Consider the following 12,207-nt stretch of genomic DNA (forward strand, 5'->3'; position numbering starts at 1 on the left):
CTCGCCCTTCCGCTCGCCCTTGACCGTCGCGTCGTCCCTTCCGGGGGACGCCCGGCCGCCTCCGGCCGCGCCCTACGGGTGGTCGCGCCAGACGGTCGGGTCGACCGGCTCCTCCGGCGGACGCGGTGGACGCGGCGGCGTCCCGGCGGCCGCGGTCGGCGGTGCACCGTGCGAGCCGATCTCCTCGCTCACCCCGGTCCCGGGCCCCTCCGGCGTGACGTCCGGGGTGCCGTCCGGCGGGACGTGCGGCCCGGCCTGCGGCGGGACGCCGTACGGGGGCACCCCCGGCACCGGCGGCCCGGCCGGGCCGGTTGCCTGTGGCGGCACCGCGCCGTACCCGCCGTACGGGTCGGTGCCGTACGGAGCGGCACCGGGCGGCACCGCGCCGTACCCGGCCGCGGCGCCCCGGCCGCCGAGCGCCGCCGGCAGCGCGGGCACCAGGACCGCGCCGACCACCGCCCAGACCGCACTCGCCACCAGCACGGTGGGGAACACCAGCCCCGCCGAGGTGTCCTGGGAGGTGACCGTGCCCTCCGAGCCGCCCCAGGCCGCCGAGTCCGGCGCCAGGAAGGACATCGCGGTGGTCCCCAGCCCGCCGGAGGCCGCGGTCAGCCCGGTGAGCAGCGCGGCGTACACGACCGCCAGCCGCAGCCGGTCGGCCCCGTCCAGCCGCCGCCGGTGGGCCGTCCAGCCCAGCAGGCCCACCGCGGCGAGCGCCAGCAGGCCGGCCCAGCGCCAGTCCGCGCTCTGGTCGTGCAGGTCGAAGAAGGAGAACTCCAGGTGCTTGTCCCGGTACTCGCTCCAGCCCGCGACGGCGCCCGTCTCCTGGCCGCTCCGGAACGTCGCGCCCGAGCCCAGGCCGAGCAGCAGCAGGCCGAGGTTGGGCAGGAAGGCCAGCGAGAGCGCGGTCTGCCGGCCATCGTCGCTGTTGACCGCGACCAGCACGAAGGCCGTCACCGAGGCCAGGCCCAGGACCGCCGCGAGCGCCTGCCCGGCCGTCAGCGCGGCCACCGCCCAGCCGCGCACCGAGCGGTTGCGCCAGGCGGCCCAGCGCAGCGCGTCGGTGCCGTGGACGGCGAAGGCCAGCAGTCCGGCCAGCAGGACCGTCCAGCCGACCGCCCACAACCAGTCGGAGTCGGTGCTGAAGGAGGTCTTCCCGAGGGCCAGGCCGTAGTAGCCGGTACCGCTCCCGGCGCGCCTCGGCTGCCAGTCGGCGCCGGCCACCAGCCCGAGCAGCACCGTGACCAGGCCGAGCACCACCGCCGTGCGCACCGCCTCGCCGGCCGCCTGCACCCGGGTCAGCTGGGACCCGTCGGCCTTGCGCCGGCGCAGCCCGGCCCGCAGGCCGAGCCAGAGCGCGACGCCCCACAGCACGGTCACCGTCAACGGCACCAGCCAGAGGGTGATGTCCAGGCCCTCCGAGCGGGTCCGGCTGACCGGGCTCCGGAAGCCGAGCCGGAACGGCGCGCCGAGCGCGTTCAGCGCCATCGCCAGGGTGGAGAGGAAGCGGTCGCCGAAGTCGGGTGCCTGGAAGGTCCGGTCGTAGCTGTAGTCACCGGGGACCGCCGCGATCAGCGCGGCCAGCAGCAGCACGGCCGTCGGGCCGACGGCCGCCCGCAGCGCCGGGCGCCAGTCCTGGCGGGCCAGCAGACGCCCGGCGGCCGGGGCGGGCCGGTACGGTCGGCCGGTGCCCCAACTGCCCACCGCGGGCGGATAGCCGGGCGGCGGGTAACCGGGCGGCGGCGGGTACCCGGGGACCGCCGGCGGGGGTGCCGTCGGCCGCCCGCACGAGCCGCAGACGGGCACCCCCTCCACCCGAGTCGCGCCGCACGATGCGCAGTTGGCCATGGGCCGCATTCCCCCCGCTCGACGAGTTCCTGGTCCCCCAGGGAGCCCGTTTATCCCATCGGATCCGAACGGATGTCAACCAGCGCCCGGGCCAGTCGAATTGACCCTCCCGGCCGGGTTCAGCCGCGCTTCTTCGGGACCTCCGGGACGGCCAGCAGCGGCAGGCGCAGCGCACCGAACGCGCCCTCCGGCACGGCCGGCCGCACCGGCACGACCGGGGTGATCCGCCGGTACTCCCCGCCCTGGTCCGGACGCCGGTCCGGCTCGCCCTTGTTGGGCCACATCGACATCGCGCGCTCGGCCTGCGCGGTGATGGTGAGCGAGGGGTTGACCCCGAGGTTGGCGGAGACGGCCGCGCCGTCCACCACGCTGATCCCCGGGTACCCGTACAGCCGGTGGTACGGGTCGACCACGCCGGTCTCGGGGGCGTCCCCGATCGGGCAGCCGCCCAGGAAGTGCGCGGTCATCGGGATGTCGAAGATCTCGCCGACGCTGCTCCCCGGGAAGCCGTTGATCTCGTCGGCCAGCGCCTGGGCGCCCCGTTCGGCGGCCGGTATCCAGGTCGGGTTGGGTTCGCCGTGGCCCTGGCGGGAGGTGAGCCGGGCCTTGCCGAGCGCGCCCTTCTTCAGCGAGACGGTGATCGAGTTGTCCAGCGACTGCATCACCAGGCCGATGATCGTCTTCTCGGACCAGCCGCGCTGGTTCATCGACCGGCCGAAGGTCACCGGGTGGAGCACCGAGTTGCCCAGGTAGCGCAGCCAGCGCGGGACCGCCCCGCCGCCCTTGACCTGGGCGATCGACAGCGCGCCCATCGCGTTGGAGCCCTTGCCGTAGCGGACCGGCTCGATGTGGGTGTTGGCGTCCGGGTGGATCGAGGAGGTGATCGCCACGCCCTTGGTGAAGTCCGCCTTGGTGCCGTAGCGCCGGTCGGTGGTCTGGGCACCCACCAGCGCCTCGGAGTTGGTGCGGGTCAGCTCGCCGAGCCGGTCGGAGATCCGGGACAGGTGGCCGGCGTCGCGCATCCGGTGCAGCAGCGACTGGGTGCCGTAGGTGCCGGCCGCGACCACCACCCGGGCGGCCGTGACGGTCCGGGCCCCCGCCTTGACCCGGTCGCTCCGCGAACGGGAGTCGGTGCGCCGCACGTCCACGGCGTACCCCCCGTCGATCTCCCGGATCCGGGCCACCGTGGTGAGCGGGTGGATCTCCGCGCCGCCCCGCTCGGCCAGGTACAGGTAGTTCTCGGTGAGCATGTTCTTGGCGCCGTGCCGGCAGCCGGTCATGCACTCGCCGCACTCCACGCAGGCCCGGCGGGCCGGGCCGGCCCCGCCGAAGTACGGGTCGGGGACCTCCTCGCCGGGCGCGGCCTTCGCCCCGCCTCCCCCGGACTCCGTCCGGGAGGTGCCCGCGGCGTCCTCCCCGTCCCCGAAGAACACCCCGACCGGCGCCAGGTGGAAGGTGTCCGCGACGCCCATCCGCTCGGCCGCCGCCTTGAGGTGGACGTCGGACGGCGTGACGGTCGGGTTCAGCCGGACCCCGAGCATCCGCTGCGCCTGGTCGTAGAACGGCGCCAACTCCTCCTGCCAGTCGGTGATGTGGCTCCACTGGCGGTCCTCGAAGAAGGCCTTCGGCGGCACGTAGAGGGTGTTGGCGTAGTTCAGCGAGCCGCCGCCGACCCCGGCGCCGGCCAGGATCAGCACATTGGCCAGCAGGTGGATCCGCTGGATGCCGTACAGCCCGAGCTGCGGCGCCCACAGGTAGTTCGGCAGGTCCCAGGAGGTGCGGGGCAGTTCGTCCCGCTCGAACCGCCGCCCGGCCTCCAGGACGGCGACCCGGTAGCCCTTCTCGGTCAGCCGCAGCGCCGCGACCGAACCGCCGAAGCCGGAGCCGACCACGACCACGTCGTAGTCGAACTCCGCCGCACCACCGGACTCCACCATCTGCCACCGCTCCTCGGGGGTCGAACCTGCCTGGGGGGGGAACGCCGTTCGGTCCCGCTACTTGAACCGCAGCGCCTTGAGCACCCGCAGCCCGCCGGTCATCACGGCCGCGAACTGCCGGTCGTCCAGCCCGAACGAGGGGGCGATCGGCATCATCCGCTGGGTCGCGATGGTCTGCGCCTCGGTGAAGCGCAGGATGCCCTCGGCGCCGTGCCGCCGGCCCAGTCCGGAGTCGCCCATGCCGCCCATCGGCGCGGCGACCGAGCCGTAGGCGGCCGCGTAGGCCTCGTTGACGTTGACCGTGCCGGTGCGCAGCCGGGCCGCGACCGCCCGGCCGCGCCGCAGGTCCCTGGTCCAGACGCTGGAGTTCAGGCCGTACGGCGTGGAGTTGGCGGCGGCCACCGCCTCGTCCTCGGTGTCGAAGCGGTAGACCGAGACGACCGGGCCGAAGGTCTCCTCGCCGCAGACCGCCATCTCCGGGGTGACCCCGTCCAGCACGGTCGGCTCGTAGAAGTAGGGCCCGAGGTCGGGCCGGGCCCGGCCGCCGGTCAGCACGGTGGCACCGGCCTTGACCGCCTCGTCCACGTGCCGGGTGGTGGTGTCCAGCTGCCGGACGGAGACCAGAGAGCCCATGTCGGCACCGTACGCCAGACCGCCGCCCAGCCGCAGCGCCCGGGTGCGGGCGACGAAGAGCTCCAGGAAGCGGTCGGCCACCGAGCGGTGCACCAGCAGCCGCTCGATCGAGATGCACAGCTGCCCGGCGGAGGAGAAGCAGGCCCGGACGGCGCCCGCGGCGGCGGCCTCCAGGTCGGCGTCGGAGAGCACCAGCATGGCGTTCTTGCCGCCGAGTTCGAGCGAGGCGCCGACCAGCCGGGCGGCGGCGCGCTGGGCGACCTCGCGGCCGGTGCGGGTCGAGCCGGTGAAGGAGACGTAGTCGGCGTGCTCGACCACGGCGGGGCCGATCACCGGTCCGTCGCCGATCACCACCTGCCACAGGTCGGCCGGCAGCCCGGCCTCGATCAGCAGCTCGCGGGCCCACAGCCCGGTCAGCGCGGTCTGGGTGTCGGGCTTGTTGACCACCGCGTTGCCGGCCACGAAGGCGGGCAGCAGGTCCCCGACGCACAGCTCCAGCGGGTAGTTCCACGGCGAGATGTGGCCGATCACGCCCTTGGGACGGCGGGCCTCCACGGCGTGGGTGAGCACCGGCAGCGCACCGCCGCGGCGCCGGTCCTTCAGGTAGCCCTGGGCGGCCCGCCCGTAGTGCCGGGCGGCCATGGCGACGGCCAGCAGTTCCTCGAAGGCGTGCAGCCGGGCCTTGCCGGTCTCGGCCTGGACCAGGTCCAGCGCCTCGTCCTGCCGCTTGAGCAGCAGGTCGTGGAAGCGCAGCAGCACGGCCGCCCGGCGGCGCACCGGCAGCGCGGCCCAGGCCGACTGGGCGCGGCGGGCCAGCTGGAAGGCCACCTCGACGTCGGCCGGGGTGGACTGCGGCAGGCCGGCCAGCCGCTCACCGGTCAGCGGGGCGACGGTCTCCACCACGCTGGGCACACCGGTGGCGGTGATCCCGGCGGCCAGCCGGTCGACCAGCGCTCGGGGAACGGCGGTCGCGACGGTCCGCCCGCCGCCGGGAGCGGCCGGGTTGCCGTCCGCGGGGGCGGCGCCGGGGTGTTCGGTGGCCACTGCATCTGCTGTGAGGTCCGACATACGGCGCAGCCTAGGCCTTCGGCGCCCGGCGCGATACCCGTCGGTAACAAGAATCTGCCGCAGTCGGGCCAAAGCGGGGCGCTCCGCCCGTACGGACCGTCGCCCCGCCGCGGCTCCCGCTCAGCGGGTGGGCGTGAAGTGGTTGAGCACCGTGGTGAACCGCTGCTCGGCCTGCTGCCACTCGTCGCCCTTGTCGGGGCTGGACGCGTAGATCGCGTAGGCGGTGCCGTCCTCGTCGATGAACTCGGTCTCGATCGCCCGCCGGCGGCCGCCCTCCTTGGCCGCGTAGCTGAACTCCCAGGTGGCCGCCTCGTGGCCGTTCACCACGGCGCCGGCCATCCGGAGCTGCTTGTAGTCCTTGAGCGACTTGGAGACGTTGCCCTCCATCTGCCGCATGTGCTCCAGCGGCTTGACCGACTGGCCGACGGTGACCGCGAACTGCAGGTAGTGCACCCGGTTGTCGGGGCTGTAGAAGATCTGGTTGGCGTCCGTCCCGGTGCTGCGCTGCCAGACCGGCGTCGCGACCGGCATCGGGAAGCGGAAGCCGGCCGGGTCGTCGACCCAGCGGTAGCCGGCCGGTGCGGGCGCGCCCGGGGTCGGGGTGCCGGTCGGGCCCGTCTCGGTGGGATCGGGCGTGTCCGGCTGTCCGGTGGTCACCGGGTCGGCTCCGTCGTCGCCGGTCATGTGCCGGGTGGCCAGGAAGGTCGCCGCGGCGGCCAGCACGCCGACGGCCACCGCGATGGCGACCAGCTTCATCCGGCTGCGGCGTTTGGCCGGACCGCGCGCGGGCGTGGTGGAGTGCGCGACCGGCGCGAACGTGGAGCTGCGCGCCTGGCCGAACGCGGCCACGCCCCCGGTGGTGTCCCCGGCGGCCCCGACCGGGACCACCGGGACGACCGGAACGGGCTGGGAGGACGGCACGGGCACCACCGTGGTCGCGACCGGCCGCGGATCGGTCAGGTCCTCCGACCCCTCCGGGCCACCCGAACCCTCCGGCGTCACCACGACGGTCCCGTCCTGCCCCGCGCTGCGGTCCACCACCGGCACCGACTGGGTGGGCGTGCGCACCGGCGCGGCCTGCAGCCCGACCGTCTTCAGCCCCATGGTGTGCCCGGACTGCACCTCGGCCAGCATCCGGGCCGCCTCGTCCGCGTTCGGCCGGTCGGCCGGGTCCTTGGCCATCAGCGCGGCCAGCACCGGCCCGAGCGGCCCGGCCCGACGCGACTCCGGCAGCGGCTCGTCGACCACCGCGGCCAGCGTGCTGATCGGCGAGTCCCGGCGAAACGGCGACTGGCCCTCGACCGCCGCGTACAGCGTCGCCCCGAGGCCCCACAGGTCGGAGGCCGGCCCGGGCCGCTCGCCCTGGGCGCGCTCGGGGGCCAGGTAGTCCGGCGAACCGACCAGGTCACCGGGCCGGGTCAGCTCGGTCGACCCCTCGTACTTCGCGATGCCGAAGTCCAGCAGCACCACCCGCCCGGTGCCGCGCTCCAGCAGCACGTTGGCCGGCTTCACGTCCCGGTGCAGCACCCCGAGCTGGTGGCCGCGGTGCAGCGCGGCGAGCACCTGGCTGCCGACCTCCGCGGCGGCCCGCGGCGGCAGGGTGCCGTCCTGGCTGATCACGTCGGCCAGCGAACGGCCGTCGACCAGCTCCATCACGATCCAGGGCCGGCCGTCCTGCTCCAGCACGTCGTGCACGGTGATCACACCGGGGTGCTTGATCCTCGCGGCGGCGCTGGCCTCGCGCTTCATCCGGGTGTGCAGGATCTGCAGGTCCTCCTCCGGCAGGTGGTTGACCGTCAGCTCCTTGACCGCGACCTCGCGGTCGAGCATCCGGTCCCAGGCCCGCCAGACCGTCCCCATACCGCCCCGGCCGAGCCGCTCACCGAGCTCGTACCGCCCGGCCAGCAACCGCTCCGCCTCGGCCGCCTCCGGCCGGTCCTGCACGCCCATCGGCGACCGCTCCCCCTCTCGATTCCACCTGCCGTCACCGCGACCGAAAGCCCGCTGCGGACCGCTGTTCGAACTCATCCCACGGACACCCTAGGCGCACCGTGCCACACCCGGTAATCTCGCCCACCCTCCGGACCGGCGGATCGGCGGGAGCCGGGGCCGTCAGCCTGCGAACATCACCACCGCGACCATTCCCAGCACCAGCAGCGCGAACACCCCGCCCACCAGCACCGGCCCGAGCAGGGCCGGGGGGATCCGCGGGGTCCGACCGCCCCCGGCCCCCGGCGGGGCGGTCTCCGGCACCACCCGCTCCGGGGCGGGGCCCCGCCCGCGCCGCCGCGGTCTCAGCCGCACCAGCGGCGCCTCCGGCTTCAGCTCCACCTCGCGCGCCGCCCGCTCCTCGTCGGCCGGCTCCGGCGCACCCGCCAGCAGCGCCGCCAGCTCCTCCCGCGCCACCTGCGCGGTGGGCCGCAGGGTCGGATCGGGCTGCAGCAACCGCTCGGCCAGCGGCGCCAGCGGCCCGCAGACCAGCGCGGGTTCGCGCCGTCCGTCCCGCACCGCCGTCACCAACTCCGGCACGCCGCCCTCCGGGAACGGCGCGCGGCCGGTGACCATCCGCTGCACCAGCACCCCGAGCGCCCAGCAGTCCCCCGCCGGGCCGCCGTCCAACGGCCAGCGCTCGGCCACCGGGCCGACCAGGGTGGCCCGGACCTCGTACCGGCGCCGCCCGCCCGGCCCGCCGAGGTCCTCGGCCAGCGCCTCCTGGGCCACCCCGTCGAGCAGCCCGCCGAGCAGCGCCGCACCGTCCTCGCAGACCAGCACCGACTCGGCGGTCAGATTGCCGTGGGCGAGCCCGGCCTCGTGCAGCGCCCGCAGCGCACCGGCCAGGTCGGCCGCCAACTCGGCCGCCCGGTACGGCGGGAGCGGTCCGGCGGAGAGCAGCTCGGCCAGCGTCCGACCGGCCGGCCGCTCCTCCACCGTCCACAGCAACTCGCCCTCCACGAAGGCGCCGACCCCGCGCAGCAGCCTGGGGTGCCAGGCCGGCGCGGCCGAGCCGACCGTCGCCACCCGGCGCACCAGCCGGTCCCCGTGCCCGGGGTTGGGCTCGTCCGGATCCTGGCCCGCGGTCAGCAGGGCGGGCAGCTCGACGGCGCGCAGCAGCACCGTCTCACCGGTCCGCTCGTCCACCGCGATGGCGCGCAGCAGTTCGGGACGGTCCGTCAGCCGGTACCGCCCCGCCAACAACTGGCCCGGGCCGCCTCGCATGCCAGTTCCTCTCGCTCGCCGAGCAGCCTACTGAGCGGCTCCTTTACGCTCGATCCCATGGAATGGACCGACCTGATCGACACCGCCTTCAAGGTGGCGGGCAACAGTAACCAAGCCAATCGGGCCGAGGCCGTCCGCACGGTCGAAGCGGCCGTCATCGACGGCGAGGAGCCCGTCGCCTCCACGGCCGGACGCCACCCCGACCACTTCCGCAAGGGGGTGCTCGTGCTCACCACCCACCGGCTGCTCTTCCTGAAGGACGGAAAGCCTCCGGTACCGGTTCCGCTCACCGCCGTCACCGACGCCACGGTGGCCCGCACCAAGCTCAACGGCGAGGTGCTGACGGTCGTCGCACTGACCGGCTCGCACCGCTTCGAGGAGGTGGTCAAGGCCGAGGTGTTCGCCGAGCAGATCCGCGCCGCCGCCCGGGCCGCCCGCACCACCCCGCCGCCGGCCCCGGCCCCGGCCGAGCTCTCGGCCGGGGAACAACTCCTCGGCCAGCTGGAGCGGTTGGCCGCCCTGCGGGCGTCCGGCGCGCTCACCGACGAGGAGTTCACCCGGGCCAAGCAGCGCCTGCTCGGCTGACCGCGCACCGGGCCGGCCCTACGGCGCCGGCTGGAAGCTGCTGAACACGACGTCCCGGGCCGGGGCCTGCGCGGCCCACTGCGCGTCCGGGACGATCCAGTAGATCGAGTAGCCGTACTTGGCCGGACTGCCGGTCACGAAGCCGCGGTTGAGCGAGTGGGTCTTGGGCGTGCCGTTGGTCCACTCCCAGTCCGCCGCGTTGCTCCACTGCCGGTAGGTGAGCGCCGCCAGGTTCAGCCGCTGGTAGTTGGTCACCTGGCCACGGACGTTGGGCTCCGACTCCTGCCAGTCGGCGAGCGCGCTCGCCCCCGGCGTGGTGGTCCACTCGATGCGCAGCTGGCTGCCGTCGGCAGAGTTCTTGAAGATCCGCCGGTTGGCGTCCGAGCCGGCCGGCTGCAGCCAGTCCGGCAGGACGACGGAGAACCCGCTCGGGTCCTGGTAGGCGTGGTACCCGGCCGGCACCGGGGCACCGGGCGCGGCCTGCGACGGGGTCGGCTCGCCCGCCGGCGTGGACGCCGGCGGCTGGGCCGCGGCAGTGGTGGCCGGCGCCTCGGTGGGCGTCCCCGCCGGGACCCCCTCGGCGGCCGGCGTCGACGCGCCCTGGGCCGGCTCGGACGGCTCGGACGGCTCGGTCACCGCGACCGGCGCACTGGCGCCCGCGCTGTGGGCACCCTCCCCCGCAGCGCCGTCCCCGCTGCCCACCGCCTGGAGCAGCGCGACGATCCCGGCGATCAGCAGCAGCACGACCACCACGGTCGCGATGGCCAGCCGCCGCCGCCCCTTGCGCGGGTCGGCCCCGGCCGCCTGGGTCGCGCCCATCGTCCACTCACTGGTCACCGGCCGGATCGGCTCGGTGGCCGGCGCCGGCTCGTCGGGCTTCCCGCCCTCGACCGCAGGCTCCTCGTCCCGGGCCCGGCTCCCCACCCGGACCGTCCCCAGTAGCCCCCCGATGGTCCGCTTGGGAGCCTCCCGCTCCCCCGCCACCCCGTCCTTCGCCCCGTCCTTCGCCCCGCTCTCCGCCTCGTCCTTCGCCCCGCTCTCCGCCTCCTCCTCGACCTTCCCGACCGGCATCGCGTGCTCGGTGGTCGACTCGGCCTTCACGGTCGCCTCCGCGACCACCCGCTTGAGCATCGACCGGGTCTGCGTCGCGTCCAGCCGCTTCGCCGGATCCTTCTCCAGCAGCCCCTCGATCACCGGCAGCAGCGGCCCGGCGTTCGTCGGCGCGGTCAGGTCCTCGGTCATCACCGCGGTCAGGGTGGCCAGCGCCGAGCCCCGGTCGTACGGCGGCCGCCCCTCGACCATCGCGTACAGCGTGCCGCCCAGCGACCACAGGTCGGCCGGCGGGCCGGGCTTCTGCCCCCGGGCCCGCTCCGGGGATATGTACGAGGGCGCACCGACCAGCATCCCGGTGGAGGTGACCGAGGCGTCGCCCTCCACGCTGGCGATGCCGAAGTCGGTGAGCACCACCCGGCCGTCGTCGCCGATCAGCACGTTGGACGGCTTGACGTCCCGGTGCAGGATGCCCAGCGCGTGCGCCGCGCTCAGCACGCCCAGTACGTCGAGCGCGATCTCCGCCGCCCGGCCGGGCGCCAGCGGCCCGTCCTCCCGGACGACGTCGGCCAGCGAACGGGACTCCACCAGCTCCATGACGATCCACGGCCGGTCGTCCTCGTCGACCACGTCGAAGACGGTCACCGCCGAGCTGTGCCGGATCCGCGCGGTCGCCTTCGCCTCGCGCAGCGTCCGGACGATCAGCCGGTGCTTCTCCTCCTCGTCGACGCTGGCGTTCATCCGCAGTTCCTTGACCGCGACGGTCCGGCCCAGCATCTCGTCCTCGGCGCGCCAGACGGTACCCATGCCACCGCGTCCGAGCACGCCGTTCAGCCGGTAGCGGCCGGCCAGGAGGCGGCCGGTGGAACCCTGCGCCTGGGTCATTCGGAACGTTCCCCCATGTGCTGCTGGCGGTCGTGGTGACGGCGCGTCGGCCCGGCCGGGCCCGAACGGCCAAGCCTCCATCATCCCCTGTCCACGGGGGCGGCGACCACCCGCCCCCCGCCCCAAGACGGGACGAACCGGAACGGGTACGACGCTCTGTGCCCGATCTGTGATCGAAAACTCGCCAAGATCTGCCCGATGCGCTGCTACCGTTCGGCAGCTCATCGTCTTTTCCGGGGGGACTCGACGCCCATGACCGCACCCGCACCGGGCGCTGACGGCCCATCGCCCCGCACCCGCACCGCCCAGCACTACTCGGTCGCACCCGTCCTGGACGCCCCCGAGGGCTACATCGCCCCCGGCATGCCCGGCGTGCCCGTCACCGGCTACGAGCCCCACACCCCCGCCGTACACCGCCGCCCACCCCGCAGCCGCACCGCCCTCGCCCTCACCCTCGCCCTGCTCGCCACCCTGCTCGGCGGCCTCGCCTACGGCTGCGCCCCCCTGCGCGCCGCCGACAGCCTCGGCTGGCTCACCATCGCCCAGGCCGGCCTGGTCGCCCTCCCCCTCGGCCGCCTCGGCGGCCGCAACCGCTTACTCCCCCCACTCGGCGCCCTCCTCGCCGCCGCCGCCCTCCTCCTCGGCCAGCTCACCCAACGCCTCCGCCTGACCCACGCCGCCGGCCCCGCCCCCCACGGCCTCCTGCACACCACCCTGACCACCTGGCACACCCACCTGCGCCCGCTCGACCTGGCCTTCTACGCCATCGCCCTGACCGGCGGCTTCCTCCTCACCCGCCGCACCGCGAACCACCCCTGACCCCGCACCGACCCACCCCAAAACCCGCACCCACCCACCCCCAGCAACCCACCCCCCACCTCCCCCACCCACCCCCTCACCCACCCAGGCGAGAGGGACGCGCTGCGGGAGGGGGCGGTGGAGGGGGTGGGTGCGGAGAGGGGCGTGACGGGTGATTTTCAGACTG

General features: G+C 75.1%; 8 protein-coding genes. 2 read left to right on the forward strand and 6 right to left on the reverse strand.

What is annotated here, in order from left to right; all coding sequences use genetic code 11:
- Positions 1 to 72: 72 nt before the first annotated feature.
- The 5 genes from AB0O91_RS35585 to AB0O91_RS35605 all read right to left on the reverse strand — a co-directional run bounded on the left by AB0O91_RS35585 (position 73) and on the right by AB0O91_RS35605 (position 8,702).
- Positions 73 to 1,704: a hypothetical protein gene (locus AB0O91_RS35585; protein ID WP_363442113.1), complete on the reverse strand. Its 1,632-nt coding sequence runs from the start codon at positions 1,702 to 1,704 to the stop codon at positions 73 to 75.
- A gap of 263 nt (positions 1,705 to 1,967) precedes the next feature.
- Entirely contained in the window at positions 1,968 to 3,785 is a 1,818-nt protein-coding gene (locus AB0O91_RS35590) for a GMC family oxidoreductase (RefSeq protein WP_363442115.1), read from the reverse strand.
- A 57-nt stretch (positions 3,786 to 3,842) separates the two neighbouring features.
- Positions 3,843 to 5,486, reverse strand: coding sequence for a succinic semialdehyde dehydrogenase (locus AB0O91_RS35595; protein WP_363442117.1), 1,644 nt, complete (start codon positions 5,484 to 5,486; stop codon positions 3,843 to 3,845).
- A 120-nt stretch (positions 5,487 to 5,606) separates the two neighbouring features.
- Positions 5,607 to 7,436, reverse strand: a complete 1,830-nt coding sequence (locus tag AB0O91_RS35600; protein ID WP_363442119.1) for a serine/threonine-protein kinase — start codon at positions 7,434 to 7,436, stop codon at positions 5,607 to 5,609.
- Between the two features lie 162 nt (positions 7,437 to 7,598).
- Complete coding sequence (locus AB0O91_RS35605) at positions 7,599 to 8,702, reverse strand: protein kinase (protein WP_363442120.1); 1,104 nt, start codon at positions 8,700 to 8,702, stop codon at positions 7,599 to 7,601.
- Between the two features lie 57 nt (positions 8,703 to 8,759).
- On the opposite strand from AB0O91_RS35605, the gene AB0O91_RS35610 reads away from it, so the two are divergent.
- Positions 8,760 to 9,287 carry an SHOCT domain-containing protein gene (locus AB0O91_RS35610; RefSeq protein WP_363442122.1) on the forward strand — a complete coding sequence of 176 codons (528 nt, stop codon included), beginning with the start codon at positions 8,760 to 8,762 and terminating at the stop codon, positions 9,285 to 9,287.
- An 18-nt stretch (positions 9,288 to 9,305) separates the two neighbouring features.
- On the opposite strand, the gene AB0O91_RS35615 is transcribed toward AB0O91_RS35610, so the two are convergent.
- Complete coding sequence (locus tag AB0O91_RS35615; protein ID WP_363442124.1) at positions 9,306 to 11,222, reverse strand: protein kinase; 1,917 nt, start codon at positions 11,220 to 11,222, stop codon at positions 9,306 to 9,308.
- A 252-nt stretch (positions 11,223 to 11,474) separates the two neighbouring features.
- Here AB0O91_RS35615 and AB0O91_RS35620 point away from each other — a divergent pair, with 252 nt between their 5' ends.
- A complete protein-coding gene (locus AB0O91_RS35620) occupies positions 11,475 to 12,041 on the forward strand; it encodes a hypothetical protein (RefSeq protein WP_363442125.1) in 567 nt (188 codons plus the stop codon).
- The last annotated feature ends 166 nt before the right edge of the window (positions 12,042 to 12,207 follow it).

It is taken from the genome of Kitasatospora sp. NPDC089797 (genome assembly GCF_040684795.1).
Taxonomy (GTDB): Bacteria; Actinomycetota; Actinomycetes; order Streptomycetales; family Streptomycetaceae; genus Kitasatospora.

Bases quoted from the DNA above. Each gene is read 5' to 3' on its own strand.
- AB0O91_RS35590 (WP_363442115.1), bottom strand. From the start codon at position 3,785: ATGGTGGAGTCCGGTGGTGCGGCGGAGTTCGACTACGACGTGGTCGTG.
- AB0O91_RS35620 (WP_363442125.1), top strand. From the start codon at position 11,475: ATGACCGCACCCGCACCGGGCGCTGACGGCCCATCGCCCCGCACCCGC.
- AB0O91_RS35615 (WP_363442124.1), bottom strand. From the start codon at position 11,222: ATGACCCAGGCGCAGGGTTCCACCGGCCGCCTCCTGGCCGGCCGCTAC.
- AB0O91_RS35610 (WP_363442122.1), top strand. From the start codon at position 8,760: ATGGAATGGACCGACCTGATCGACACCGCCTTCAAGGTGGCGGGCAAC.
- AB0O91_RS35600 (WP_363442119.1), bottom strand. From the start codon at position 7,436: ATGGGCGTGCAGGACCGGCCGGAGGCGGCCGAGGCGGAGCGGTTGCTG.
- AB0O91_RS35605 (WP_363442120.1), bottom strand. From the start codon at position 8,702: ATGCGAGGCGGCCCGGGCCAGTTGTTGGCGGGGCGGTACCGGCTGACG.
- AB0O91_RS35595 (WP_363442117.1), bottom strand. From the start codon at position 5,486: ATGTCGGACCTCACAGCAGATGCAGTGGCCACCGAACACCCCGGCGCC.